General features: G+C 53.2%; 29 protein-coding genes. 3 read left to right on the forward strand and 26 right to left on the reverse strand.

Annotated elements, in window-relative coordinates; translation table 11 throughout:
- Window positions 1–243 precede the first annotated feature (243 nt).
- Both E2F43_RS01550 and E2F43_RS01555 read left to right on the forward strand, forming a co-directional pair.
- The gene (locus E2F43_RS01550) at window positions 244–909 is read left to right on the forward strand and encodes a TetR/AcrR family transcriptional regulator (protein ID WP_133209119.1); all 666 of its coding nucleotides are present in this window, start codon (window positions 244–246) and stop codon (window positions 907–909) included.
- Between the two features lie 716 nt (window positions 910–1,625).
- Entirely contained in the window at window positions 1,626–1,841 is a 216-nt protein-coding gene (locus E2F43_RS01555; RefSeq protein ID WP_133209120.1) for a hypothetical protein, read from the forward strand.
- A 4-nt stretch (window positions 1,842–1,845) separates the two neighbouring features.
- Here E2F43_RS01555 and E2F43_RS01560 read toward each other — a convergent pair whose 3' ends face one another.
- The 5 genes from E2F43_RS01560 to E2F43_RS01580 are packed head-to-tail and all read right to left on the reverse strand — an operon-like array spanning window position 1,846 to window position 6,568.
- On the reverse strand, window positions 1,846–3,411 hold the full coding sequence (locus tag E2F43_RS01560; protein ID WP_133209121.1) for a conjugal transfer protein TraG N-terminal domain-containing protein: 1,566 nt from the start codon (window positions 3,409–3,411) through the stop codon (window positions 1,846–1,848).
- Complete coding sequence (locus tag E2F43_RS01565) at window positions 3,408–3,782, reverse strand: hypothetical protein (RefSeq protein WP_238946689.1); 375 nt, start codon at window positions 3,780–3,782, stop codon at window positions 3,408–3,410. Before E2F43_RS01565 ends, E2F43_RS01560 begins: the two co-directional genes overlap by 4 nt.
- The gene (locus tag E2F43_RS01570; RefSeq protein WP_238946690.1) at window positions 3,772–5,112 is read right to left on the reverse strand and encodes an integrating conjugative element protein; all 1,341 of its coding nucleotides are present in this window, start codon (window positions 5,110–5,112) and stop codon (window positions 3,772–3,774) included. Before E2F43_RS01570 ends, E2F43_RS01565 begins: the two co-directional genes overlap by 11 nt.
- Window positions 5,109–6,134, reverse strand: coding sequence for a TIGR03756 family integrating conjugative element protein (locus E2F43_RS01575; RefSeq protein WP_133209122.1), 1,026 nt, complete (start codon window positions 6,132–6,134; stop codon window positions 5,109–5,111). Before E2F43_RS01575 ends, E2F43_RS01570 begins: the two co-directional genes overlap by 4 nt.
- On the reverse strand, window positions 6,131–6,568 hold the full coding sequence (locus tag E2F43_RS01580; protein WP_238946691.1) for a TIGR03757 family integrating conjugative element protein: 438 nt from the start codon (window positions 6,566–6,568) through the stop codon (window positions 6,131–6,133). Before E2F43_RS01580 ends, E2F43_RS01575 begins: the two co-directional genes overlap by 4 nt.
- A gap of 162 nt (window positions 6,569–6,730) precedes the next feature.
- Between E2F43_RS01580 and E2F43_RS01585 the strand changes: the two genes are divergently transcribed.
- On the forward strand, window positions 6,731–7,558 hold the full coding sequence (locus tag E2F43_RS01585; RefSeq protein ID WP_133209124.1) for a nuclease-related domain-containing protein: 828 nt from the start codon (window positions 6,731–6,733) through the stop codon (window positions 7,556–7,558).
- Between the two features lie 14 nt (window positions 7,559–7,572).
- Here the strand turns inward: E2F43_RS01585 and E2F43_RS01590 are convergent, their stop codons facing one another.
- The 21 genes from E2F43_RS01590 to pilL2 form a co-directional block, all read right to left on the reverse strand.
- On the reverse strand, window positions 7,573–10,299 hold the full coding sequence (locus E2F43_RS01590; protein ID WP_133209125.1) for a conjugative transfer ATPase: 2,727 nt from the start codon (window positions 10,297–10,299) through the stop codon (window positions 7,573–7,575).
- A gap of 7 nt (window positions 10,300–10,306) precedes the next feature.
- Window positions 10,307–10,690 (reverse strand): TIGR03751 family conjugal transfer lipoprotein, encoded by a 384-nt coding sequence (locus E2F43_RS01595; RefSeq protein WP_238946692.1) that lies wholly within the window; start codon window positions 10,688–10,690, stop codon window positions 10,307–10,309.
- 7 nt (window positions 10,691–10,697) lie between these two features.
- Window positions 10,698–12,119, reverse strand: a complete 1,422-nt coding sequence (locus tag E2F43_RS01600; RefSeq protein WP_133209127.1) for a TIGR03752 family integrating conjugative element protein — start codon at window positions 12,117–12,119, stop codon at window positions 10,698–10,700.
- Between the two features lie 19 nt (window positions 12,120–12,138).
- Complete coding sequence (locus tag E2F43_RS01605) at window positions 12,139–12,948, reverse strand: TIGR03749 family integrating conjugative element protein (RefSeq protein WP_133209128.1); 810 nt, start codon at window positions 12,946–12,948, stop codon at window positions 12,139–12,141.
- Entirely contained in the window at window positions 12,945–13,622 is a 678-nt protein-coding gene (locus E2F43_RS01610) for a PFL_4703 family integrating conjugative element protein (protein WP_133209129.1), read from the reverse strand. The genes E2F43_RS01605 and E2F43_RS01610 overlap by 4 nt, the downstream gene beginning before the upstream one ends.
- The gene (locus tag E2F43_RS01615) at window positions 13,594–13,974 is read right to left on the reverse strand and encodes a TIGR03750 family conjugal transfer protein (RefSeq protein WP_133209130.1); all 381 of its coding nucleotides are present in this window, start codon (window positions 13,972–13,974) and stop codon (window positions 13,594–13,596) included. Before E2F43_RS01615 ends, E2F43_RS01610 begins: the two co-directional genes overlap by 29 nt.
- Before the next feature lie 38 nt (window positions 13,975–14,012).
- Window positions 14,013–14,390, reverse strand: coding sequence for a TIGR03745 family integrating conjugative element membrane protein (locus E2F43_RS01620; protein ID WP_133209131.1), 378 nt, complete (start codon window positions 14,388–14,390; stop codon window positions 14,013–14,015).
- A gap of 100 nt (window positions 14,391–14,490) precedes the next feature.
- Window positions 14,491–14,721 (reverse strand): TIGR03758 family integrating conjugative element protein, encoded by a 231-nt coding sequence (locus tag E2F43_RS01625; protein ID WP_133209132.1) that lies wholly within the window; start codon window positions 14,719–14,721, stop codon window positions 14,491–14,493.
- Window positions 14,722–14,729: 8 nt separating this feature from the next.
- Entirely contained in the window at window positions 14,730–15,032 is a 303-nt protein-coding gene (locus tag E2F43_RS01630) for an integrative conjugative element protein, RAQPRD family (RefSeq protein WP_133209133.1), read from the reverse strand.
- A 152-nt stretch (window positions 15,033–15,184) separates the two neighbouring features.
- Window positions 15,185–17,455 (reverse strand): ATP-binding protein, encoded by a 2,271-nt coding sequence (locus E2F43_RS01635; protein WP_133209134.1) that lies wholly within the window; start codon window positions 17,453–17,455, stop codon window positions 15,185–15,187.
- A gap of 85 nt (window positions 17,456–17,540) precedes the next feature.
- Window positions 17,541–19,373 (reverse strand): AAA family ATPase, encoded by a 1,833-nt coding sequence (locus E2F43_RS01640; RefSeq protein WP_133209135.1) that lies wholly within the window; start codon window positions 19,371–19,373, stop codon window positions 17,541–17,543.
- A 180-nt stretch (window positions 19,374–19,553) separates the two neighbouring features.
- Window positions 19,554–20,144 (reverse strand): 3'-5' exonuclease, encoded by a 591-nt coding sequence (locus E2F43_RS01645; protein WP_133209136.1) that lies wholly within the window; start codon window positions 20,142–20,144, stop codon window positions 19,554–19,556.
- A gap of 5 nt (window positions 20,145–20,149) precedes the next feature.
- The gene (locus E2F43_RS01650; RefSeq protein WP_133209137.1) at window positions 20,150–20,842 is read right to left on the reverse strand and encodes an RES family NAD+ phosphorylase; all 693 of its coding nucleotides are present in this window, start codon (window positions 20,840–20,842) and stop codon (window positions 20,150–20,152) included.
- Window positions 20,839–21,240 carry an MbcA/ParS/Xre antitoxin family protein gene (locus E2F43_RS01655; protein ID WP_133209138.1) on the reverse strand — a complete coding sequence of 134 codons (402 nt, stop codon included), beginning with the start codon at window positions 21,238–21,240 and terminating at the stop codon, window positions 20,839–20,841. Before E2F43_RS01655 ends, E2F43_RS01650 begins: the two co-directional genes overlap by 4 nt.
- Before the next feature lie 84 nt (window positions 21,241–21,324).
- Window positions 21,325–22,011, reverse strand: coding sequence for a TIGR03747 family integrating conjugative element membrane protein (locus E2F43_RS01660; protein WP_238946693.1), 687 nt, complete (start codon window positions 22,009–22,011; stop codon window positions 21,325–21,327).
- Window positions 22,012–22,057: 46 nt separating this feature from the next.
- Window positions 22,058–24,220, reverse strand: coding sequence for a type IV conjugative transfer system coupling protein TraD (traD, locus tag E2F43_RS01665; RefSeq protein ID WP_238946694.1), 2,163 nt, complete (start codon window positions 24,218–24,220; stop codon window positions 22,058–22,060).
- Window positions 24,217–24,792 carry an integrating conjugative element protein gene (locus E2F43_RS01670; RefSeq protein ID WP_238946695.1) on the reverse strand — a complete coding sequence of 192 codons (576 nt, stop codon included), beginning with the start codon at window positions 24,790–24,792 and terminating at the stop codon, window positions 24,217–24,219. The genes traD and E2F43_RS01670 overlap by 4 nt, the downstream gene beginning before the upstream one ends.
- A complete protein-coding gene (locus tag E2F43_RS01675; RefSeq protein WP_238946696.1) occupies window positions 24,779–25,363 on the reverse strand; it encodes a lytic transglycosylase domain-containing protein in 585 nt (194 codons plus the stop codon). Before E2F43_RS01675 ends, E2F43_RS01670 begins: the two co-directional genes overlap by 14 nt.
- Window positions 25,351–26,169 carry a TIGR03759 family integrating conjugative element protein gene (locus E2F43_RS01680; protein WP_133209140.1) on the reverse strand — a complete coding sequence of 273 codons (819 nt, stop codon included), beginning with the start codon at window positions 26,167–26,169 and terminating at the stop codon, window positions 25,351–25,353. Before E2F43_RS01680 ends, E2F43_RS01675 begins: the two co-directional genes overlap by 13 nt.
- Window positions 26,159–26,386 (reverse strand): hypothetical protein, encoded by a 228-nt coding sequence (locus tag E2F43_RS01685; RefSeq protein WP_133209141.1) that lies wholly within the window; start codon window positions 26,384–26,386, stop codon window positions 26,159–26,161. Before E2F43_RS01685 ends, E2F43_RS01680 begins: the two co-directional genes overlap by 11 nt.
- Window positions 26,386–26,838 carry a PFGI-1 class ICE element type IV pilus protein PilL2 gene (gene pilL2 / locus E2F43_RS01690; protein ID WP_133209142.1) on the reverse strand — a complete coding sequence of 151 codons (453 nt, stop codon included), beginning with the start codon at window positions 26,836–26,838 and terminating at the stop codon, window positions 26,386–26,388. Before pilL2 ends, E2F43_RS01685 begins: the two co-directional genes overlap by 1 nt.
- Window positions 26,839–26,862 lie beyond the last annotated feature (24 nt).

Consider the following 26,862-nt stretch of genomic DNA (forward strand, 5'->3'; position numbering starts at 1 on the left):
ACCGTTATACAAGACGTCTGTCTTGTTGTAAAGTCACTTGTCTTTTCGTGCGCCAATCATAATTTGAGTGGCTTACAGTTTTGGCTGTATTGCCGGATAACAACTCCAGCTCTGCTACGGGGCTTCACCCCGGGAGCATCAGTCAATAGAATGTCAACGCCCTGCGCAGGAAGTACGATGGCTTCCTGACCTGTCGGTGTCGCTTCGCGCGAATCCACGGGATGTGAACTGGAACAATTGGCTATGGATTCAACAACTAAGGAGGGCGCTTTTCCCCGCGTATCGGATTCAACGCAGGAACGGCGCGAACATATTATTCAGGCGGCTACCGGCGTGATTGCGCGGGAGGGACTGGCTGCCCTTTCGGTCCGTTCTGTCGCCACGGCTGCAGGCTGCTCACGGGGGCTCGTCGAGCATTATTTTCGCAATAAAAATGCGCTATTGGTGGCTTCCAACGATTGGGCAAATGCCACATATCTGAAACGCGTGCAGACGGCAGTTGGTAAAAAAAGTGGGCTTCAGGCGCTCGAACTGCGCCTGCGCAACCTGATACCCTACACCGACACGATTTATGATGAATGGAAAGTGCGTGTCGCGTTTTGGCATCAAGGGGTGACTCTGCCCTTAGTGGAAGAGGCGAACAACCGATCGTTCTATGGGGTATACCATGCAATTTTGGAGGATATGCGTCAGGCTCAGGCGGCTGGCGAGATTGCAGCTGGTATTCCGCTGCGCGTGACATCGGAGTTATTGCTGATGACCATGATTGGCTTGTGCATGAGCAGCATCAATGACACCAAACTGCGCCGAAAGGCGCCCCTTGACCGTCGTCTAGCCATGATCCTCGGTTTCCTCAAGACAGGCGATGCAGCGGCACTTGAAGTCGGGGATCCTGAAACAGAATATTAAACGTGCTCCATCATCGTCCTTATATGACGACTGGAGAGTCTCGTCGGGATTAAGGGGCGCGGGAATCTCTGGGACTGGAGATTGATGGTGTCCCTGGCGAATTATTACTTTTCCAATAATATCAGATAGTTGGCAGTTGCCGCTTTCTCCGCGTGGTACTACTCTCGGAAAGCATAAAGGACGCCATTTACCTGCTTTTTAACTTGCTCACCTCCGCTGCAAAGCTACTGAGTGTTGTTTACCATCCAATATTGACCCGTGGGTCAATATTGGATGGTGTTCAACAGATTCCGCCCGTCACCGCGCACTTACGCGACATCAGCCAGCGGGAGTCGCTATTGTCCCTGGCTAATACCAGCACGAGCCGGGTACCCTAATCAATAAACCACTGTAGTGTTGCATAACACTAAACACTAGCCTAGTATTTTGGTGATAGGTAGTTTTCTAGAAGTGCAACGGAATCTCAAGGTCACTCTAAATCTACGGCTACGAAAAACGGCTGTTAAAGTCGCTGGCTAAAGCCCTAGTGGCCGACCCAGATGCCTTGTTGAGAGTATCTTCCTCAACCGACTCAGAAATGGTCGAATTGATAAACGATCAGCCCGAATTCAGCCAGTTATTGAGAACCACAAAAACCTAGACGCTCAGCGCGCAGGAAATTGGACGTCTCTCGGACTATGCTATATCTATGAAGATCGAAAAGAGCGTCGAAACAAATGGACAGCCAAAGCACCAAAAACACACCGCCAGTTCTGGCCATGCTTCAGAACGTTGGATCGATCTTTATTAGCATGGGCGCATTCTTAGTCTCGGTTTTTTCAGACAGTTCAAGTGACGAAAATTCTGCAGAATTTACTAGCGGGTCGCTCAACTATCGAACAGGTAAACGTGATGACGGCACCGATCCCTATGGTTGGTACGACGACGAGTAGTATCCTACCGTTTAGTGCCCTTACTGGCCGCTATTTTTCCTAGTGCTCCCCCCTTCTGACCAGTATCGTTAGCCGGTTTCATAAATGGGTTGGCAGAATTATCTAGTGAACGCCCAACTTTCACCCCCGCCCACGCCATCATTCCACTCCAAAGTAGCGGCAACCCCAGATAAAGACTGGTGGTAATCATATTCAGCAGCATGCGCTTGGCATCGTGTTCGCCGGGGTTGGCGAAGATCTGCAAGAAGACATTGACGTCCGGGTACATAGACAAAATCAGGTTCTGATCCACCCACATGGCTAAATACCAAAGTACACTCCAGAACTTAATGGTGAAGATGGCCATGCCACCTACAACCATCATGGCGATGGAATATCGGGACAACACGACCACCAGCGGCAGTAGTGAGTAGATACCCAGCAGCATGATGGCCTGCACCATGGGCAGAGACTGAAGTACCGCGGTCATGGTCACGGAAAACAGGGCGGATGCTGTAATCATGCCACCGGCGGCAAGCCCGCCTTTGACAATGGAACCAGCCGCGTTGACAAGCCCTGAGCCGGAAGCGTTGTTGGCAATTAGTTCATTATTTGACCAGGAGGGTGGCGCATTGTTGAGTACGGTTTTGGCGACGGCGTCGTTTTGTTGTTCGCTGGCTAGCGCAGGTGCAATGGCGACGACCAGCCCGGAAAACCCGGCGGATGTGGCATCGGCTTCATTGATCAGCTTCTGCCGCACACCAATGGCGGCGTCCTCCCACCATTGCTTGCAGTAAGGCTTGCCCCAGGCTGGTGGTGTGGCGGCATCATATTCCGTATCTCTGGCCGCGTTGTACGCCCAGCCTGTGACCTGGTTAGAGGGGCGAAGGGTGTCGTAGTAACCCGCGGCATCTCGATAGACGTGTGACCCAACCCAGTCAGGGTCATCGGCTCCATACGTTGCGAGACTGCTATTGATCGCCGCTGTGTCCGGTCGTTCTGCCTGATATTTGGAACGCGCCGGGATATAACACTGGCTGAAAAAATCGCTCACTTCCTGCTTGAGGCGCGGATCGGCAATGGTCGCCAGGCGTGCCTGCTGCTCGAAAGTCCGCATATCCGCCACCGTAGGCAGGCCTTCGACAATGGCGTGGTTTAAACCCGAGCTGAGTGCAATCACCCCGTACCACCAGACGGGAACATTGACGGTTGCCGCGGTACCGATAAAGCCCGTTGTGCCGTAGGTGCTCTGAGGGGCAGCCACGGTTGCTGTGGCCGGCGCTGGGTCCAACAGGGTTGGCGGTGGCGAATAGGACAAAGTACCGGCGTTGAGCGGGGTCAGCGCAGCGGGTTGCCCCGCCAGCACAACTACTAGCAACGAGATAAACAGCTCGATCTCCATGCGCCGCAGTGAGAGGCCACTGGCATGACCCACTTCACCGCCTTGAGCAGGCTCGCGCCAGTTATCGATCAGGATGCCCAGAAACGGCAAAAAGACGATGCCGGTACTGACCAGCACATCCCACAGAATACCGTAAAAGGTCCAGCCAAATAGCGACGTAAAGAGCTCCAGGTAGCTATCGACACTCATGGTAGTGTTCCGGACATCAGGCTCAGGGCATTAACCAGCACACCCTGCCCTAATACCAGCTCCACTAGCACTAGCAAGGTGACGGTTCGCCAGCGCAACGCCGCTAGCGACGTGACCTTGCTATGAGTGATAATGCCTGCACTCGCCAACCTCGTGATCAGATGATTCCAACCGAGTGCAACAAAGGCGATCAGCGTCCAACGAAGCAGTGCGAGCGCCATCCGCCATGCATTGATACTATGCTGGACGGATTGTACGGATTGAGTCTGTAGTTGGTGCATGAGTAGATAGCCGACCACCCCGGTCAGCAGTGCGGCCAACGTAGTCAATACCAGAAAACTTTTTCGCCTTTCGAGATGTTTACTGAACACGCCCACCTCGCAACGGGTTGGGATCAATAGCGGGCACTTCAGGCACCGTAAGAGAGCTTTGCCGCCTGGCAGCCGCTCGTTCAAGTAAGGTGGAAACGGTATCGGAGACGACTTCTTTGCGTACACGGGTTTCAAATAGCAGGTTCTCGATTTCTTTGTCGAGCTCGACAATGGAATTGTCGGCATGCTCTCGGGCCACTTCGGTCGCATAGACCTCGGGCACCTGTCGTCCTGACAGCAGTAGCCTCCGGGCAAATAGCGCCTTCTCTACTGTGCGCGCGGTACTGATTTCAGACACCAGGCGGCCCATGATCAGGCTCTGCTCCGAGGCTGGCATTTCACGAATCGCCTCGATCACTTGCCGGGTAATGGCCACACCGGGTGCGGTGATCTTATCGAGGTTGGCAAGCGTTAGCGGTGTTGCGCCACTGACCAGATTCTGGATGTCGGTGGTGACGGCAGCGGACTCTTGGTAGAGCTTGGGTAACAGCCCCGTGCCAGGAATGCTGTCCTTGCGGCAAGTGTCGCATGTGGTAACGATATTCTCGCCCACCACTTCGACCGTCCAATCGCGCGCATCAGCCGGTGATGGCCAGACCTCGGATAACCGTGTCGATGACGCTGCCGGCACCGGGCTCGGATCTGTAACAGGCCGATTCATATTGATGTTGTAGCCGGCCTCGACGATATCCCCGGTGAATTCCAGCACCGGTTGCCCGCGGCCACCGGCCTGGCCGCCAATCCAGGGCACTCCGTTGTTGCCATTGGACGACTCCACCGTGGTTTTTGCTGTGACGGCATCATTTCCACCGACCCCCATCTGCACTTTCCAGTCATTGCCTTTGGATAAGGTAATCAAGTCAGCATAGGGGTTCTTGCCCTGAGCGATTTCCGCTTCCATCTGCTCACAGGATTTGGTGGCCAATTGCATAGTCTCTTCAGCTTTGAGCAGGGCGTTTTGGAACAGGTCATACAAACCAGGATTGGCTCGTTGCAGTATCAATGCCGGCAAGGCAGCAATAGCGCTGGTCGCGGCTGCTGTCATGGCGTTCATCATATTGTCGACACCTGCGCCAATGTCATTCAGGGTATTGGTCACCGCCGCCACCGGATCGAACTTGCCGCAGCTATAGCCCAAGCCCAATTGAGCGGATCCACCCAGAGTCACTGATACGACTGAGGGATTGGCCGGTACCGAGACGGGCTCTGCTCCGCCGATTTCGTAGTACCACAAGCCATCCTCAGTGGGCGCTTGCGCGGCAAAACCGTTAATGGTCCATAGGAGTGACCAACCGAAGAGTAGCGACATGCATTGATTGTGGGTCTTCATGGGGGGTAATCGATCCAGTTAATGTCGATTAGAAAAAACTGCCCTTCCCTCTCGCAACATTGGTAGGGCCGCCAGAGGTTCCACACGTAATCACCCTCGGCATCAACTCTACCTCCGCCCCAACCATTGGCACTAGCGAGGTCGTTGGTGCCGAATACGGCGCAGCTCGATTCTGCTTTGGGAAGCAACATCTGCCACTCACCGGTGGCGGGATCGTCTTCAACCAATGGGCCCGGCGACCAAATCCGCTGGTCGGAGCTGAAAGACGGTTCGATCTGATCGTAAATGTGCGGCTGACCGTTCCGGGTCACGATATCTCCGGCTCGCTGCGCATTGATTGCCGCGGCCTTGGGCTCCTCTGCCTGTGTGGTCCAGCCTGTTCTGGGGTAGACACCACCCCAGGTCTGCAGAGGCCAAGCGCCTATTTCCCGCATGCCGGATATCAGGCTCGCTGGATAGAACATCTCCGGGATTTCCATACGCCAGGAGAGCGCGTCCAGGCTCGACATGAAATAGGGATAAAAAGAGGTGGTTTCCGATTCACACAAATAGCCGCTACCCGCCAGGACACCCGACAGCGAGCCCAAAGGGTGGCCGATGACATCGGTCTCCCGAAAGATCAGATTGCGGTGATCCCTGTTGCCCTGCCCACCTTCCGTTCGATTCCCGGCGCTCTCGATGGGCACGGCCAGCAAGCTGCCGAGCAGTCCTGTCGCAGCGGAGCTTTGGGCGGCGCCAAGAATGCTGCGAATCTCTGTCCAGGGATTGCTACCGAGTTCATTGTAACTGCTCACCACTGCATCCGGCTGGTAATGGCCAACTTTGATTGAGGTCTCGACATTGCATTCGTAAATGGAACAGCGCAGCCAAAAGCACATCCCCACCGGCATCCAGCGCATACAACTGAGCGCGGCACTCGTGGTCTGAGAGACGATTTTCGTGGTGGAGATGGTTCCAGCATGGCTCATGAGGGGCAACCACATCAGCAGGATGAATCCACAACGGCGGATAGCGCGCATCATGGTCGAGCCTCCCCGGCCTGCCACTGCTGATACCGCTGGGTTGCCGCTCGAACATCGGTGATGCCGTAAACCACCGTTTTGCCATCGAAGACAATGGCCGGGTAGCGATCAATGCCGTACTGCATCGTCTGCACCAAACCGTTAGCGGCGTTTTCCAGTTCATGGCTGAGTTTATTTTCCATACGCTGAAAGCGATGGAGGGCTGTCTGCTTTGCAACTTCGGGATTCGCTGGCAAGTCTTTGGAGAGTTCCTTCTGAAGTCGATCAATACGGTCTATGTAGTACACCGTTATACCGTCCGCATTATTCGCGACCGGGTTCATTGAATCGGTAAATACCTCGATCGCAGTTGAGGGTTCGTCAGCCAAAACCGGCTCACAGAGCACCCCTGTTAGACCGATCGAAAGAATGAGATGAGCTCTTGCAATATTCACTGGCGGCCATCCGGATCCACATACCTTTGACAGAGCATTCATGCTGAAGGATTGACGGTGGGGGATAAACGGAAAATCCAGACATGAAGCGTCGATGTTTCTGGCCGACCAGAGGCAACATTCCTATAATGGCGGGACATTCGTAACGGAAAAGATACGGGAATGGATTTCAGCCCCATCATCCAACAGGTCTACAACGCGCTGTGGTACCTCATACCTCTCGCTATCCTGGCAGGTATTCTCAAGTCACCCTGGTTCAAAGGCATTACCGGTGAGTTTCTGGTCAATACGGCCGCACGGCTGTTTCTTGCAAAGGACGAATACCACCTGATCAAGGATGTGACATTACAAACCGATGATGGCACCACACAGATCGACCACATCATTGTGTCGCGCTACGGCGTGTTCGTAATTGAAACCAAAAATATGAAGGGCTGGATATTCGGTTCGGCCAACCAGAAGACCTGGACCCAGAAAATCTACAAACACACCCATAAATTTCAGAATCCACTGGACCAGAACTATAAGCACGTCAAAACGCTGGAAGCTTTGCTGGATATTCCCGCTTCCGCAATTCACTCGCTGGTGGTGTTTGTCGGTGATTCGACGTTCAAGACGGAGTTACCCGACAATGTGGTTTATGCCGGTGGGTATATCCGGTATATCAAAGCGCGGCACGATGTGATCCTCAGCCAGGCCGACGTGGAGACCGTAACGGCAGAAATCGAACAGCTGAGATTACAGCGGGGGTTTACCACCAACCGACAGCACGTCAACCATTTGCGCCAGAAGAAGGCTCCCTCACCGCCAGCTGCCCCCTCAATCGTGCCGCCAATCACTGCGTCAACAACGTCCCAAAGCCAAAAACCGTGCCCAAAGTGTGGCGGTACGATGATACTAAGAACGGCCAGAAAGGGAAAAAAAGCGGGCAATCAATTTTGGGGATGCGCAACCTATCCGGCCTGCCGTGGGGTCATGAAACACGCTTGATACCAGTAAACCTGCTACGCACGAGACTGTTCGATACGCTTGGCAATCTCGTAAACCGCCTCCAGCTCGGAGCAGTTCTTCTCACGCATAATGGCTGCGCGCTCAGCCTTCTCATGCTTTTCGGTCATCGCCAGGGCAAGTGACAAGGCAGGCGGTACGTTGCGGAACAGCGCTTCGACCTTGTCGGCCAGAACCACCCCTTCCACGTACTTGCCGGGCTCCTTGCGGGCGGACAGCAGCAGGTTTCGTTGCTCATCATTGAGATCCTTAAACCGGGCGATCTGCTCCACCTCCTCTTTCGGCATTACCAGACATAACCACCACTCCATCATATTGAGCATCTTGCGACTGGCGTCGGGAAAGTCCTCCAGATTCTGGGTCGCGATCCAGAACCAGGCACCGAGCTTGCGCCACATTTTGGTAATCTTGACCACGTAACGGGCCAGTAAGGGATTGGTGGTAATGATATGGCCTTCGTCAGTGACTACCAGAGTGGGCCGATCATCATGCTGGTGGCGTTCCACCAGGTCGTTGATGTGGCCCATCATGGACAGGTAGGCCACGGTAAGCTGATCTTCATAGCCCTCTCTGGCCAACATACCCATTTCCAGGATAGTGACATCAGCCTCTGGCCAGGACTGCCCCGGCCGGTTGAAGAAGTGGCCTGCCAGGCCCGAGCAGAACAATGCCATGCCGTCACCCATTTCGAGAGCGCGATTGCGTCGATGCTCGGGCAACTCCGTGTTGGTAGCGATGGTTTGAAAGGCATTGACCACATCCTGAGTAATCACTTGGCTTCTGTCTGTCTCTTTCACGGTTCTTGCGGCCAGGAATATGGCGTTGCGAATCAATAGTCGATCCGCACGAGTCAACCGTGCATCTTCGCGATCCTCGCCGCCGGTGATCATGATGCGTGCGGCGATCTCCATTTCACCGAGAATATCGCGACCTCCCCCCTCTTCTTCGACCTCATCGTCATTACCTAATATCGCCTCCAAGGTACTTTCATCGACATCGAGCGGATTAAACGCATGTCCCCGATCAAGCAACCGCAACGCGGCGGCAAAGGGCGGTAGGCTGACATCGACATTGGGGTTTAACGTGATCTGGTTAACCGACAGACCGTGGTGGGCAAAATGTTGTCCCAACAGCGAAAACGAAGCCCCGGCCTCGATGATGAAAATGCGTGGTCGATGCCGGGCCATCATCTGTTGCAGCAGATACACCAACAACGCCGATTTCCCTGCCCCGGTGGGCCCCAGTATCAGCATGTGGGCATTCTTCTTGCGGTCATCTTGGTGCAGCGGGTCGAAGACCAGCGGTTCGGCGCCTCGGTTGTAGAAAACCAGGCCCGGATGGCCAGTCCCACGCGAACGACCGTAGAACGGAAGTAGATTGGCAATGTGGCGAGAAAACACCAGACGTGAGCGGCGTCGGGATTTGTCCAGGTCGGCGTCATAGGCCATGGGCAGGTTGCGGATATAGCTGTCGAGTGACAGTAAGTCCGCTTCCTGGGTAATGGGCTGCAGGCCGTTGGGTAAGAGCAGTGCGTGAAGTCGATTCAGATTACCGCGCAGCGCCTTCTGATTATTTCCCCGCACATAGAAGGCCATGCTCACCGGATACAGCTTGTTGCCCTGGGCCATCTCCCGCTCCACTTGCTCGGCATCTTCCCGAGTAATCGACGCCTCAGCGGAATCGCCCACTGATGCGCGCTTGATCTGGGCAATATGATTGCGGGTGGTGTCCTGAGCCTTGAGCGTGAGTGTGATCGCCATGATGGTGTGTTCAGGCAGACGATCGAACAGCGAAAATTCCTGATCCCCAGCCTGGCGCTCTGCCGTGAAATGCCCAATGTCCGGTGCCCGCCGCAAGCTTTGAATACTCACGACAGTATGAGGCATACTATCGAAAATCCAGCTCGCCGTTGCCTGGTCCGAACGGGGCATCGACAGGGCCAACTGTTCCGCAAAGTCATAACCGAATGGCAAGTTGTCATCACCTGGGTATGGCGCCAACTGTAGAAGTGCTTCTGAATTCCCCTCTGCTAACGGTGGGTTGGGATTGAACCAGCTCAGCAACCATTGATAAAACGCCTGACCGTTAGCGCGTTGGGCCGTGATCCCGGCGGCGGCCAATGAGGTGATCCATTTGGTTGCCACATCATTGAGCGCCTCTTCCACCTCGATAGCTGCTGGAGTATTGCCATTGCTCTTCAAGCGACGGTATAACACTACACGGATCCTACGTTGCTGCCCCTGCCAACGCGAACCGGTGACCGTGGTATCGTCAAACAAGCCTCCTGGTCGAGAAATTGCCTGCAAGTGTTTCGTCATCACCGACTGGTAGTGTTGTGAATACTCCGAGGCACGAACCTTCAAAGACGGATATCTGGCCAGTAACGTATCAAACTGCGTGAGCTTGGGCTCATCCTGCACATATATCTGCAATACCCAGGGGGCGTCATCGCGCTCGGGGATGGCCTCGTTGATTGCGGTTTGAATCGCATCGCGCAGCTGTGTCATAAACGCTGGCGTGCGGGCTTCGCACCCGACCGGCTGAACCTCGAATAGGGCCCCCAGACTAACGCCATCCTCCAACAAGAAGGCTTTGATCTCAGGCAAATATTCCATCCAGGGCAACAGGTCGGTAAACGACGACGGACGATGGTACTGCTTTTCTACCGATTCGGAAGTTAAGGGCGGAGCGTCCGAAGGATCGAGGAATTTTGAGTTCGTCATGAATGCCCTACTGCTTGTCGGACGAAGGTACGGCCGCTGCCGGCACCTCACCGGGCACTTCCCCCGGTAACGCGTACTCCGCCTTTTCGTAAAACGGGAATGTGGTCACATAGCCCGGTACCGGCGTGCGTCCACTGCCCGATAGGTGAGGAAAGATATACATCACCAGTGTGGGGTTCGGCAGCCGGGGAAATACCGTATCGATTTCATTGGCGGCCTCTCTAACGAAGCCCTGATAGTGGTCAATACCGGATTGCGGTAACGGCTGACCAGCGATTGTTCGACGATGGTCAGACTTCTGAACATCAACCATGTGCTGATCGTAAATGGACTTCATGGTGGGGCCGTCCTGCGGTAACACCGACTCCTTGGTGCTAGCACAGCCGGCCATCAACACACTAGTCCAGACCAGAACCAGTGGTAATCGTTGCGTGTTCGAAAAGATTCGTTTCATGATGGAGTTTCCTGCCGTTGGAATGGAAATCAATGGGGAGTTCATGATCGACATGGATCGCCAGCTCGATGCCCGCGGGCACAAACACCGCATCGAAGCTCTGAGCCTGACGCTCCCGCAACCACTGAGCGACTTCGTCGCTGCCCCCGCCTACTGTTTTGCCCAATACGTATTTACCCGTCTCACCTGAGACCACGCTGGTGGCCGTACCCGAATCGCTGATCAGGGTTGTGGTTTCAGACTGCGCCGCCGCTTCACCGGCAGCTTCGAGCGCCATCACGCCAATGCGCTGGGCCAGAAACGCCGGTGCGTTGGTCTTGCGCTCTCCCGTAATACAGGGAATACCGCGCGCATCGGAAATCCAACCCAGGGGTCTATCGCTGTTTCCACTGGAACCACCCAACTGATTGTCGTCACTGGATAGCGTCTGGATGGTGCCGTCCTCAAAAACAAAGGTCACCGATTCCAGTTTCCCGGTCACACAGGAGAGCGTCCAATCACCGATCGCCGTGCCGCTCCAGATCATGCCTTCAACACCTGGAATACGCAGACCATTGGCGGCCAGGTTTTCCTTGCCGGTAATCACCTTGAACGGCATGGGGTCGCGGACCTGCCCCTGGATAGGCACCCTGCCCACCAATGCGGTCATACCGGTGGATCCAATCAGTGTGGCGTTGCGAGGCACTGTGTAGACGGGGAGCGCCGTATTGAGGGCATCGGACCCTTTCGACACAAGCGATTGCACCTCCGGCCGGGTAGTGTCTAACGCATTGCGGCTGGTGCGAGTGAACCGGTTGATCAACGTCTCCTTATCACCCTCAGGTGCTGGCGTGAACTCCAGGGGATTGACCCACACCAGCGATTCCGATTCCACCGCCGATGTTCCGATCCCATCCAGACCGAGTCCGATCGGAATATCGGAAACCGTGGACAACGGATGTGACGATGAGGTTCCAAGCCGGTTGGTCAGCGAATCCACCCTTGCCGTCAGCGCGGCGATGGCTGACGTGGTTTCGGTGGCGGCTGTGTCCAACCGCTTTGTCTCCAAAGCTGTCTGCACTTTCGACAGCACGTTGTTTTCGATCTGTTTTCTATCGTCGACAAGGCCGCGATTCTCCAGTTTGAGGGCGGTGTTATCCCGACGCAGGGCATTGAGTTCCGAGGTCATGGCGCTGACATTCGCCGTCAGTGTCTTGATGGTGTCTGCGGGTGTATCGGCATCCGGTTTCGGCGCCCGCGGTACGGCCTCCAACAGCTGAGGTTGCCCTTCTTTCGGGGAGCAGGACTTCAGCCCAACTAGCACTGCCGCCAACACAACGGAGCCGGCAAGAATAGGTAACAAACGATTACTGGTGACCATCGACATGGTTGATTCCTATCCTCTCTCAAAGTGCCACATCGAAGGGCCGGTCAGAGACCAGATAGACGGCTGTCGTATCGGCCTCATTGCCGGCGGGTAACAGGCGATTATGTTGAAACGTGGCGGCCAGCCATGACCCGCGCAGTTCCCGCGGATCCAGCACCACCGCTGTTTGAGTACGATTGGTCAGTTTTACGGCGGTGACGTACTGCAGACCTACCTTCCAGGCGGCGACTGGCACGGCCTCAACCTTGGCGCCATACACCAGATCGACCGGTTTGCCATTTACCGGCATGGCAGCCACACCCGACTGACGGGGAATCAGTCGCGTTGGCGCATAGAGTTGTTGAGCCGCATATCGGGTTAACGCAGCATAGCCCCATGAACGTGATCGAGTGCCATACTTCGACTCAGCTGCACCTGTATTTTGCGGTGTTTCCAGCAGTATCTGCACATCAGGCAGTGAGCGCCCCTCTGCCTCGTCAGGCGCTGCTGAAATATCGAGGACGTACATCGGACCATCGGTTTCCGATCGCACCATGACACGGCTAGGCTCAAAAGACTGTCTGGCCAGTAGGTATACGGTGCCGTTGATGCTTTGAGTACGTAGCAATGGCGTCAGCGTCTGCGGCAAGCCGATACTCACCGAATCAGGGAAATGAACAAGACGCTCTTCGCCCACGACCAACGGGATGACAATGGGTGATTTGTTCCAGACAACTCTTTCAGGACCATTCGAGGCCGCGTCATCGGCTTGCGCAAAGCACACCACGAAAAAACATAACCCTAGAAGAGCAACCCATTGGGCTGGAGAGTAACAATTCGGTGCTTTCATCTAGAGGATTCCTCTTCAGTTCTGGTACCCGTTGCACCGGGCTCAGCCAGTTCGGCATCGGTTAATCGACGCGGGCCTTCAGTTCCGTACCCATCAAGAGCCATGCCCCAGGGATTAGTTTCAGGATCGATTGCTTGCCTCACCACGCGAATCGGATATCGAATAGTGGTCTGCTTAACGGTCATGCCTTTCACCGACTCCATCAAATCCAGATCCAGCCATACGATCCATGTGTCGGAGGACAACACGTCAACTCGGCGTTCTTCGTAGCCATGCCCCGGTACTTCATGCACACCCCTTACCCGGTAAGCCAGCTCACCGCGTCTGGCTTTTAGCTCCATATCCTCAATCAGATCATTGCGGTAGCGAGGCGTCAGATAAGGTGATATCCGAAAAATTGCACTGCCATAATCAGTCGCGCCGTTCTCGGGCCAGCGATTGAGTTGCTGAAAAATGTAGAACGCGAACGCATAGACATTCGCTGGAGGCACTTCCTCCGCGGCCAGCACTGCGCCAGAGCGCAAATCAGGTGGCACATAGACGCGCAGCTGTTTGGGGGCCTGACTCCAGCCAATCCAGAGCGCGAGAATGATCAGTCCTTGTAGGCCGATGACGGCCCACAGGGAGCGCAAATGCGAACGTACGTTATCGATTTCGAGACGGTAGCGGCGCATGCTGCGTTCTCCCGATATCCCAGGACCCACTCCGTAGCACCCAGGGGACACGATACAGCCCCATGGTCTGCAGGCGGATACGTAACCATTGCTGGTAATAACCTTCTGGCCGCCCACGTTTGATACGCTGGAACAGCGTCGCCATGACCACGACTGTGGCCACCACGCCGACACCGGCGATCCCAAAACCCATAGTGATTGCGCCCAGCAACCAGGCCAGCAATAGACTGAGGGGCAGCCATATTACAATGGCCACCCCCACAATCATGCCTAGCTCAGAGGATGAGCAGCCTTTAAAGATGGCGGGCTCAGCATTGAGCCGATCCGCCAGAATTTCATGGTCGTTGGACACTCACGTCTCCTATCGCAGTCAATTGTTGACGTCAGGCATTAGATGACGCCTGCCGCTTCAGTGAGCAGATAACTGGCGAATATCAGCACAATCGCACCGACAATCCCGAGCACACCCACTTCGGCCCATTCAGCCTTGCCCTGGCGAGCTTCATTGAATTTTGCAAAGCCCAAATACGCGATCCAGAGAAATCCCAAAACCGCAATAGCCAACCCAAGCACCAGGCCACCATCTTTGATATAGCCCTGAATCAGGCCAATCCAGTCACCTGCTGGCGGACCGGTACTCGGCGCGACCGGCGTCGGCAATGCCGCCCAGAGCGGCAGTGGAACAGCCACCGCTGCCGCTGCCAATAACGCTCTGCGGATGGCAGCAGTTTTTTTGCTGAAACTGATTTCTGTACTTGATGTACCCATAACAACTGTCCTCTTCTATAACGTTGATAAAAATGGGGACTATCCCCGCATCCCACTGCGATGCTCCGCCGCTTGCCCCTGCGGGACTTTCTCGATTGACTCACCGCAAATAGAAACCCAACACCATCAAAACAATGCTTGCCCGCAGAGTACTCCAGGTCAGATCAAAGACCGTGGCATGCCCGTCCTGCCAGGCCCGAAATGCGCCTAAAGCCACCCAAATCACCCAAACAAACGCCAACACCAAAACCATCGACGCGATTGCCGTCAACATGGTGGCTGGGGTAATACCGGAACCGGCTTGAAAAGCTGTTTGTTGTGCGGCGTTCATGACGAGACCTATCGACGGTAATCGCCGCGCAATGGCGGAAATGAGCGAGGCTGGGCGCGGGGAGAATCAATGTGTGACTGAATGCCGTCCCGGATCTGCTTTAGGTCCTGACGCAGCCAGTCATAACGGAATCGGATACGGGAGTCTTGTTCAGCATTAGCCTCCGCCTGACTGATTAGCGGCTCGAGGGCATTGAGTTCATGGATGATTTTCGCCAGCGCCTCACGCTCAGCGTCTGCATCAGCGAACGCCGCCGGCGCGACGCACAAGCCTAGAATCAGAAATGTTGATGGCCAGAATTGGCGTTTCATGGCACTGCTGCTCCCGTGTTTTGTTACGGGGCATAGTGCGAGAATCAGAGGCCGTGGACGATGGGAAATCTATTCGGTGGGTGGGGTGGTTTTTCTAGCTGTTGTTGCAAACTCTACTCAGTGCCAAAATAGAGGACATGTCTTTCTTGTCGTTACAATTTTATGAGATTAGAAAAAAGGCTTTTCAAATCATCGTCAGTAAATTTTTCCTCTGTGTGATTTCTCCTCGGAAAAATGGAAGCGCTCTGTTCAGATGGTTCTACTTCTTCTAGTTCAAGTATGCGATCTTGAACAACAGATTTGGCGTGATCAGAATTATGCCCCGTAATTTTTGCTAGTAAAGCCAAAAAATCAATATGCTCAGCAAGCTCACTCTCTGTATCCAAATCACTGATAGCATCTCGCGTTTCTGTAAATTCATAGCAAACTGCATTATCAACAGCTTCGTCGACATGAGCAGATTCACCATGAGGTAAAAATTCATTGATTTTTTCGATAATTGATACTAACTCATCTGAAGGAACGCCTTGGTCAAACACACTGACGATTTTATCCTCTATGGCGAGCAATAGCTGGGATTTTAGTCGATGATCGTCATGGATGAAATTGTAGGCTTTCCAATGCAATTCAGGTAGTAACGGCCCATCCCGCCAAGAGACCAAATCAAGAGATTTGGATTGAATGAGATTAAGCATTTTTTCAAGAAAATAGTCATCATGAGTGCACTCCCACCATCCGAAGAGCAAATCTGCCCTTTCTGAAAGTGGAAGATCGTCGTGATGGAGGGATACAGATCCATTTTTCTCCACTCGACTATATGTTGGCGTCGCACTTATATCACGGGCGAAACCCTTAAAACATAATGCAAAGAACTGATTTTCTTCGTCGCGTGTTCCAAACACATCTGTTATATGTTGCCATAAATTCTCTGCCCAGTCGGAACGGCTCGCAGCGTTCGGTAATAAACTTAAAAACTCTCGGTTAGTGAGATATGATCTAAGGAAGTCTCTGACAGAGGGGTTAACAAACGTAACCGTGCCACCTACAATCGAAATAAAACCTGACTCTAATGACCGCAAAGCTTCTTCAAAGTCATTCGGTTCAATTGGTTGCGAATAGAATAGGCATACTGCTCGATGCAGTCCTAAGTAATTACCTCTCAGAATTTCTATTCCCTGCCCATATTGACTACCAAAAAATAGAGTGACTAGTAGATTCTGACACTTCATATTTAGAGTTCTAAACGGCTTACTCCAAATAAGATTTGGGTTCTGCAAGGAAGAGTAGATATATTGGGGGTACTCTTCTGGCTCAACATTATCGAGACAGTCACTGGAAACTGATGCGATAACACGGGGATTATAGTTTTTATGGTCTACAATTTTTCCAAGCCAATCCCCTTTTAGTATGGATACAAAGTGCTGCTGAGAAAGCCCTGATACCAATAAATGATTAAAAAAGATATGCGACTTTAGTTTTCGCGTGTATGCACCAACATCCAGTAAATATTTGGATAGTTGAAGTCGTCGATCGTCAACGTGATCGGAAAGTCGTCTCGCTTCCTCAAAAATGTGCGCCCTTGTGGTAAGAACAAACCTTGCGTTCTTAGACCTCCTTACGCGTTTAACAAAAGTTGATAGTGCGGTATCACGCTGAAGAAGAGACTGTCGATCAAGCTCAATTCGGCCAAGAAAATCATCAAAGAAAAATATTGTTGGCCTTTCATCTTCAATTTTTGTAAATCCATCCTCCAGCGAGCTTATTGCATAAAATCTCCATCCGTCATTTAAGTACTTGTAGGCAACCATTTTCGCTAACGTTGTTTTCCCTACACCTGGAGGACCTGAAACAATCAGTATTTTTTCTTTTTCTAATTTGTCTATCGCTTCTTCAAAACTTGGATTGCGCGCATAAACTTTGAGGTCTTCCAAAATCTCGGACTTGGTTGATTGAGTGAAGGCTTCAAGACCGGACTGCAAAATTCGTTCAATGACGGCAGCGCTAGACATCCATAGCTTTACATTTGACTTCTCTATTTCTGGGTTTCGCCTTAAAGCCGCTTCGATATCCTCACGCCCCCAAACGTCATCTGATTGCAATAGTACATTTCCGAAAATACGGGAAAGATCATCGCTTCTTTTTGGAGTTAATGACTGCGATGTAAAAAACAAGTAGCGTTTTGGCGCAAGTTCTATAATATTTTCCATCTCCTTTCTAGCAGCTTTTTTTAGCGCTGAAAATGTTGACCCCTCATAATGTTTACACTGCAGTATAACTGTCCCTGTACCCAGAGAATGACGACCATCAATACCACCGTCAGGTCCGGGGCCAAATGCAGAAAATCGCTGTCCAGTTTCAACCTGTGCAATGTCACGGCACAAATCTTCAAAATCAATAGGGGAAAGATTTTCTAGTTGGGACATGGTTTTAACGCTTCTTCCAATAATTTACGGCAATTTTCCGCTTTCTGTATTTACTGATAACTACAGGTGCATGTTCTAAAACCTACTATTCAACCAAAGCAATTAATTTCTCTGCCAGCTCAATCAGCTCCGATTTCTCAACCCCGCTATCATCGTACTTTGATTGCTCAATAATTTTTGCGGCACACATAGATGGCCAAAAACGATCAATTACATCGTCAGGCTTCATCCCCACCGCATTTCCAATAATCTTTTTAGCGTCACAGGTATTAGTGAATGTAACCTCTGCTCCAGATTTATCCTTAATCAAGTCTTTGCAGAGATAATTTTCGATCTCACGTTTACGAGTGGAATAGAACGCCCTACCTTGTGCTTCTACTTCAGCTTTACGTTTTTGAATAGACTTAACCTGCTCCGGACTACCGCCAAGATCTGAATCGAGAAAAACGCACCACGGCAACCCCAGATCGTCAGCTAGCTTCAGGGTCACCCAGTGCTTAACATTTCCGCTACCTCCTGTTTGAAGAGGAACTATCCCAGCTTCCTCCAAGCTGGCTGCAATATGTCCAGCATCTCTCAGAGTTGTGGTTGTATGACGCAAGAAGGTTACGTCTGACTTCCCCTCCACCAGTACAACACCTTTGGCACGCTCCATACCGGTTTCTGGCAGTACACCAAGACTTTCGGCAGCTTCTTTCAGCACCGTATCACATGGCATTCTAATTATTGGAGAACCATCGAAATTCTTAGTGACGTAGCGAACGCCTTCAATTGGAATCAATCCGGCCAAGGCAGGCACATGCGTAGTCACCAGGATCTGTCGATTGTCTTGATTGGCTAAATCAAGCAATGCCTTCATCAGCATAATCTGGTAGTTGGGGTGCTGAGATGTCTCAGGCTCTTCAATGGCGTAGATTACTTTTCGATTTGATCCCTCCATGGCTTTTTCAGCCTCCGCACGAAAGAAATTCAAAAGAATTAAACGACGCACTCCGCTGCCGCGTTTGTTAATAGGAATGCCGTTCTCACCATCCAATGTAAAGCTAAACGTCCATTTGGGCTTATCTTTAAATCGGGGCCTTAATTCGTTTGCCAGCTCTGGCGCCATCTCTCGTAACTTCCCCAGTGTTCGATTGGCGACATCGAGTACGCTTTGTTCAATCTGCATTTCGAGGGCAGAAATCTGCTCCTGTAGTGTAGCTTGAGCCTCCTTCACCGCCTGCTGGAGAGGATTTTTGGCTTCAGCGTCGCCATCACTACTTTCGCGGTCAGCTTTAAATAGCGCAAATATCGGCAATTGATCTTGAATTTTAGCCCAAACTGATTTTCCCTCCGTCGACAACCCCTTATCAACGTCCAATAGTGTTTCAGTGAGATTTAGTGGTTGAGCGGCATCTCGAATGGCCTTGCGCCAGTGAGATGCCACGCGTTTGTCGACAACAGCACCTTCAATACCACGATCTTGACCAAGCTTTTTTAATTCCGCAATTTTTAGGCCAAGCATATTGTTTAAATCGTTATCGACGGGATGTTGGCATCGAATGCAGGTTTTATCGGGCTTACCGGATGTGGTTGCTTTGAAGATCTTTACAACTTCAATGCAACCTTCTGTATTAAGCAGTAGCTCATCGGCTAATGTGGTCTCAACATTTTCATCTAGAATGAGGCTATCAGGAAGCTCATCGAATACGCAGGTTATCTCAAAGTGACTTTCACCTGCTTCTAATCGGAAGCAGTTTATGTCGTTTTTGTCCGCCTTAGCACCATCCGTTTCAAAGAATATAGCCAATGCCTCCAATATGGTGGATTTTCCAAAGTCATTTCGTCCCACAATACCAGTCATTGCTTCATCAATAGGTATAATGGTCGTATCTTGATATCCTCTAAAATTGGTCAGCTTAACGGATTTCAAACGCATACATAATTTCCTTATTTAGAGCTCGCAGTACAAAGATTTTGAACCGTTCTTGAGTCCACTTTCTACAGATTTTTATTAAGCGAAAAAAATCCTAATGCCCGCATTGAGTTACGGATTCAGTCGATCGTTGCAACTGGGCACTTTTATCTATTGCCAAGTATCATGAAGCAAGGTCTAAATCTATTCTATATTTCCACTACGTCTCATCACCTCTATAACCCGCGCTGCCTGTTTGCTATCACTCGCCGCCCCATGAACCCCATCCTTGTGTGCCCTGAGATCCTCAACGCCAAGTTCTTTTGTCAACGTGTCTAAAGACGGACCTCTTGAACTACTTTTGAGATCCATGGCCTCCGCCCAAGGAATCGCGGCTTTCTGGCTGCAAAAAACCCCCTGTATGCCTGGCATTTCCAGATCGTACCGCTCAACATGATCAAGCAGGATGGGCCAATCGAAACTCGAGTTATGAATAATGGCCAGCTGATTTTTCAGGTACTCGGCGATCTGGTTCCACTGCGATTCAAAGGATTCAAAGTTGGCTGCTTGCTCATTGGAAATGCCATGTATTGACTGCGCTTCTTCCGAGATGGGTTTGTGCGGTCGCGTTTCAAATTCTACGGATTTAGCAATCTCTCTCTGCCTCACCACCGTGATCCCAAGCGTCACGATGTCCGGCAGGCCATTTTCGTCAGGGAGTCCGGTGGTTTCGGTATCGAGTACGATGTAATCGTCTGGTAGTTGGGTAAAGACCCACAGTAACTCTTTATACATTGCCATCACCTCCTGCCACTGCCGTCCAGGGATTCAACATTCACGACTGACCCCTGTTCATAGTGGTAACGCAGATAACGCCAGTGAATGGCATCCGAGAGTGCCTTGGGACGCATCACCCCATAGCAATCACCTTCCGCTCTTACACTTTGGTAGTGCACGCCGAAGCTTTTTGCATCTCGCAACGCGTACCCGAGCTGTTGCCCTACTGCGTATTCATGGGGGTCGTAGATTGCGTCACCAATCAGGTGTCGCACATCATGCAGGGTTGTCGGCCCAAGCTGTGCGCGGATAACGCGCATTTCCTGGGTGGTTTGTTCGATTCTTGATTCCCGCAGAAAGCGTGCGCTATGAAAAGACGACTCAGCGATGGCCACATCCTCGTCAGCGGTGCAGTAGTAGATACCGAAATCCCGGTTGAAGCGTCCGCCGCGAGCATCGACCGGTGGGTGGGTAAACGCCGCCATGATCCAGGATGCGCCATCGCCGTACACCCGGTCTTCCGGCGGCACCAAGCGAATATCTCCCACTTCATCGCGCAACCTGGGGTTAGTCAGGGACTCGACAGCATAGAGCACGTCCCAATCCTGCGGATTAGAGACGCGTTCAAACAGGTGGATCTGCGGATAGCGCGACAGAATGACCCGATAGACCGGTTCATCTGCCTCGCTACTAGGTAGTGTATCGATATCGATCACCAGCCACCCCGCTCCGAATCGAGGAAATTTCTGACTACGGCCAGGTCCACCACCTGCCCGGCCAGCAACCGATCCAGCGGTGCCGTACCATTGAACAGTGGGTTGTCATTGGGGGTTGCCAGCCACTGATCGGCCAGACCCTCGTCAGGCAACAGAATCTCCAGGGATTTGTAGATACCCAGGATATAACTGGCCCGTTCCAGCAGATCCCGCGTCAGCTTGGCCTTCTCCGGCTGGCTCTTCCAGTTGTAGAGGGTCTTCTCGTTGCTGAGCCCCAACAGGGTCATCTGCTGGGCGCCAGTCAGACGCCACTGGCTGAAAATACGAAAAATCGCTGGCAGCAGGGAACTGGTGACACTGGAACCACGTTGCAGCAGTTGTTCGGCTTGCGCGATCATGATTACCTCCTGAACAGCATTTAGACTGTATATTTACAGTGCTCAAATACAGCCTATCAAACTGTAATAGTACAGTCAACTGTGTCAGAGATACTTTTTGAAGGTGCTAGCCGTGATGGTCACAGCGAAGGCGAAGGCCAGAGCGAACGGCAAGATGATCCAGGACGGGTGCAAGCTGAACGGTAGCGCCAGGTACAGCACCCAAGCCATGATGATCAGTGGTATGGCGGCTTTCTTGGCGTAGTGGTAGACGAAAGAGCTTTCCCTGCCGCCGCCCCAACGCCGCAGGTCCCTCCGCACCAGTCCATCCACCAGCGCCACCAGCGTGAAAAGTCCAAATACTGGTGTGGCCAGAGCAAGAATAGCCAGGCGTACCGCGAAGACCTGGGTGATTTGCATCCCTGCCAGAACAAAGTCAGCTACCGGTCGGTAAAGCCGATGGAGCACCGGGCGCACGCCGGATTCTTCAATAGATGGAGCCTGCGTAATCCACTGGAGGAGATCGACAAACCCGGTCCACTCAAAGGCGAAGTAGTAGAAGCGCTCCGACAATTCACTGGCGAACTGCATGGGATGTTCGGTCAACCAACTGCGATGAAAGTCCGCGCCGAGGAACTGCAACTCATTCACCAGCATCTGCCGGCTATGCGCTAGACCCTGTTCCTCCCACCAGAACACCATGCCAATCCACTCGATCAAAACGGAGAAGACCAGGGAGAGCAATAGCCATTTAAAGCACTGGGCGATACCGGTGAGAATCCGGGAGAACATGCCCGGGCTTGCGACAGACCGGCGGGGATCGGCTGGTTCCGCCATCTTAAGGTGAATCGACCTGTTCAGATGAATCCGATGTGGTCTCAGACACCGCGTGCCACCAGTGATCGGTCACCCGATACCAATGATCGTTGGTGATGTAGCTGCGCCGCATCGCGTCGGCCATCGCTTCAAAATCGCTCGGTATGGCGGCATCCCCACGGCTATCCGGCAAGGGAATACGGATTTTCCAGAGCTGACCGCCCTCCAATAGCGCGAAGGCCTGCCCTTTGGGTAGCGTGACCATATCAGCAGCGGTCAGCATGGGCACTTCCGAGACACTGATCCGATCTTCGTTACGGGACTTGAAGTCGACACCAGACCCGGGATCCGATGAATCATCGACGCCGGAAACACTCATCAGACTGAACACTTCGACCCTGGGCAACTGTTCGGTCAGCATGTCTGCCGTGTCTAGCTCCTTCACCCGCAGCATTAGCATCGTATTGAAGTTACCGGCCACCTGACCTGCCTTGGCCTTGCTGCCAATCCGCGCCTCCACATCCGACCAGGTCTGGGTGTAGGCCGTTACCTGAAACCCAGCTCCGCCCGCTTTGTTCAGCAACGGTACGAACTCATCACCGATCAGCTCATTGAACTCGTCGGCATGTAGGGAGATGGTCGGTAGTGTGGACATGGAGGACTGTCCGGGGCCGTGTCCGGACGCGTCCAGATCGCCGCCCCGCGCGTGTCCAGCCTGTTCGGACGCCACGCCGTGTTTGTAAATATGGCCCGCCACTGACACGAGATCTGCAAACATGGAATTGCCCACCGCACTGGCCACCGTAGTATCGGTGAGTGCATCAAGCCCCACGTAGACAATCCCTTTGCGGCGCACCACATCCATCCATTCGAAGATGGGTCGTGCATCCTGCTCGTCTTGATAGTCCGGAGATATCAAGGCGGCGATGGTGCCGGTCGTGAGTTTTTCCATCAGCGGGCCGACGGAGCTGACGATCTTATCGAAATAAGTCTTGTCGTACTTGAACGCGGAAATAAGGCCATCCAGGACGGGGTCGTAGATGACCCTCTCCTGCAACAACCGCATGCAGGCGATGGCTTCCATCGACCTTCCGCGCAGTGCATTGGGCAGATTGCGCTCCTTGATATCCGCTGCGCGTTCTTCGACCAGAGACGCCCAGGCGTCGATGCCTGCAATCGCCGCACAGTAGCCCGCATACTCCACAAACAGCGGTTCGATGTCGTTGATGTAACGGCGGATCTGTTGATAGTCCGGTCGACGTTTCAGCGCCACCAACGCTCGGGCAATAATATTGACGAAGCGCCAGGCGAACTCTTTGAATGCGGCAGAGTTACCCTCGTTGGGCAACTGGTTGGCAATACGGGTTGCGACCTCGGTAATACGGGAGAAATTCCCTATAGCGTTGTAGCGCGCCGATAGCTCCGGAAAACCCAAATGAAACAAATAGAAATCGTCCAGACGATCGGCACGCTTGGCTTCGGCATAGATGCGGCGCAACAGATCTGCATCGCCTTTGGGGTCGAAGACAATCACCACATCCCCGCGGTGGATGTCCTGGGTAATCAGCAGTTCCGCTAATCGTGTCTTCCCGACCCGGGTGGTGCCTAACACCAGTGTGTGTCCGACCCGTTCACCCAGATCCATCCACACGGGTTGCTCATGGGGTTCAACCGCGTGTAGAGCGGGCTTGCCGCCCACTGGCGGTAACGGCGCCAACAGGTTCCAGCGGGATCGACTGCGCAAGAGCCTCGCCAATAAGGTCAGCCCCGGTATCGACTCCCAGGCGACTTCCTTTTGCCGCGCCCAATGGTAAAGCGCACCCGGCTGAACGTAACGCTGAACCTCGGGTTTCAGCGTGTCGCGTAGCCGCTGCGTGTGTTGCTGGGTCCAGCGAAAGCCTTTGCCCAGAAATAGTTTGTGCTGACTGACAGGGACCCGATCGGCCGCTATTCGATACTCGGGTAAGCGTTTCATGTGACGCTGATAGCGCAACACACGCCAGGCTTGATGGCCCCGCCAGAGACCAAACCCCCAAAAAGCCAGGCTGCTGGCGGCAGCAATACCCGGCGGCATCATCAGGGCCCACGGTGCAAGCAAGGCCAGTAAGCCTGCGGCGATCGCCGTGAAGCAGGACCATAACTCGACCGGCGGGCGAAGCAACGCCTCCATAGGATGGGCGCTCATTGCGTGATGCCGTCGCGGGTAATGAGTACCGGATACCGATCAATACCCAAGGCACTGGCCAAATCGCTGCCAGATCCGAGTGTGATGGAAAGGCCCTGTGAGATTTCGGCGACATGCCGGACATCTTGCTCGGTGTCGGCTTGCACCAGCATCCCCACCGCACCAAGCGATATAAGGGTGTCTCGATGGGTTGCCAGCCACTCCAGCGATACCCGGTCGGAACCGATCAAGAAAAAGGGACGCGGATTGCCCTGTGCCAGACGCTCTTGGACACCAGGTTCGAGTTGCCTTCCTGCAAGATCGCCGACCAGCAGGCCGGGAGAACGTACCGGTAGTAAGTTGCCGAGCGTCGCGCCAGTTAACACATTCTGGTCAGCTGAATCCGCAGCAGTGCCCGGGTGGTCCGGCAGTACTTGATCCGACACAAAGGGCTTCAGTAGGGGCGCTATCGGTTTCGTGTGACCCGTATCATAAATAATAGTCAACTCGGCGATTGCCGATACACTTGCGAACGCACCTACGAAGACAACAAGTAGAAACTTGGGCAAACAGTGACGACTAGGGATATTCAAACCGACCCTCCGGTTCAATGTCGGCATGCTGCGTCAAATATTGTTGGACGCGACTGGCGTAAGCCTGCGCTCTCGTGCGATCGTTGGGAGCGTGGTAGCAGCCAGCAGTCTGCATCCAGTTAGCATGCTCACTAAGGCAATCTCGCAGAATCGCCGCCGCGACGCGCAAATTATGGTAGGGATCCAGTGCTTGCCATGCTGAACCCAGTGCGGCGCGATGGTAGCGCCAGTTGATTTGCATTAACCCGATATCGACAGAACTGTTCGTGTGTATCAAGGCCGCTTGCAGCACCTGCAATGCTTCTTGTCTTGAGGTGAAATAGTGTCCTTCACCATTAATATTGAGCGCCCAGGGCCAGGGACGGAACCGACCTTCGCTGAGTGCGCTCTGCCCGCTCTCAGTCAATGCCACCGCGTAAAGCAAAGCCGGGGGCAAATCATACTCAATCGCCACTCGCTGATATCCGGCCGGTATGGACTGGGCCTCGAAGACGAGGGACCCACACATCAGGCCGATAATCCACGCGACAATGGATTGACGATGCATCGTGATGACCTTCAGAATCGCCATGCAGGCAAAGGCGTGAACTGGTCCCCCCTGCGTAACACGAGCACGGGTAATGCTTGACCGTCCTGCCCAGTGTGCGCGGCGACCCTGTCGCGCGCACCCGCGTCGACATTCAGCGTAACCTTGTGTTCTTTGACCCATTGCGGACTGATCTGTTTCGACGCTGCCCATTCGCGTATCAGGGATTCCTCACCGGGGGACACATTGATCAGGTACACATCGATGCCGGAGAATTGCGCTAACTGACTGACGAGACGCTCAAGTACAGCATCGCACGTCGAACATTGCGTGTCGGTAAAAAACAGCACGCGGTCGGTGGGCTGCCACGCCAATTTTTCTAACGCCTCAAGATCTGTCTTGTGGGCATTCAGCATACTGGCGTCAATAAGTAAACCATTGGGATATAAACGTCGCTGGGCTTCATCGTACGCGCGTTGAAATGCCAAAATACGCTCGGCGTCCTCACGCATCATTATGGCCCATTGCTCGGCGTACCGCCGCCGCTCTTCGGTACTCCGCGAGTGAATACCGAGGACTTCTATGGGGGACAAGGTTGCGGCACTCACACTCCCGCGAATACCCTGCTTCAGCACTTCATAACGCTGCCATTCGTTATCATCCAAGCCCCACCGTGCAGCGCGGGAGGTCTGATGGTCCAACTGCTGTGTTGCAGATGCTTCGGTCGTATGTCGTGTAGACACTTGTGAATTCGATTGTTCTCCCGCTCCGGCGAGAGTGGATAAGGCAGTAAGGATAGCGCACCCGACAATCCGAAAAACACGGCCGCGTCCTCTGGCGCTACTGTTCATCGTCAATGACCCTCTGGTCGAGTGGGATAGTGAGATCACGCTGGGTAATGTGACCGCCCCATGGATCACAGAACTGACCCGAGTGTTTGCGAGTTACTGGGTAAACTTTCGATTCCGATGAAACATTGGAAGAATCTGCTTGATCCTCACGCTTGCTATCTCCTGCTCCAAAAGCCATTACAGCAAACAGCACGAGAGCGACTAAAAAGACGTCCATTACAGCTCTCCTTGTGCCTGTGAAGAATTCTGTACTGTGTTACAACGCTCAAATGACACCAGACGATGTACCGGGTCCTGAACGATGTGAAACTCAGGGCCAACCATAAGTGCTAGCACCTCTTTCAGCGGCATCGGCCCTAGTCGTCGATGGCCTGCGGGTAACGGCAGTTTGAGCATCGAATGTATCTCAGGAGGAATAGCGGAGTCGGCGGCGAGGCGGTAGCCCGAATCACGCAGAATCCAACGCAACGCACCACCGAGGCTGGCGATGTTATTGGGTATGGAGACGGCTACAGTCGCAGCAAGCAGATCACGCTGCTCCAACGTCGGCCCAGCTGTCAGTTCTGAATAGCGATCAACCTGGGTGACGTTTTTGCTCGAGGTTATGGGTTGCGCTGCTGCCAGCACTCCATTGTGTGCTATCGCAACAGCCAGACCGCCCAACAGCATCAACCTTTGCGTAGAGAATAGACG

Origin of the sequence: Seongchinamella unica, from assembly GCF_004354085.1 — a bacterium.
GTDB classification, from domain to species: Bacteria; Pseudomonadota; Gammaproteobacteria; order Pseudomonadales; family Halieaceae; genus Halioglobus; species Halioglobus unicus.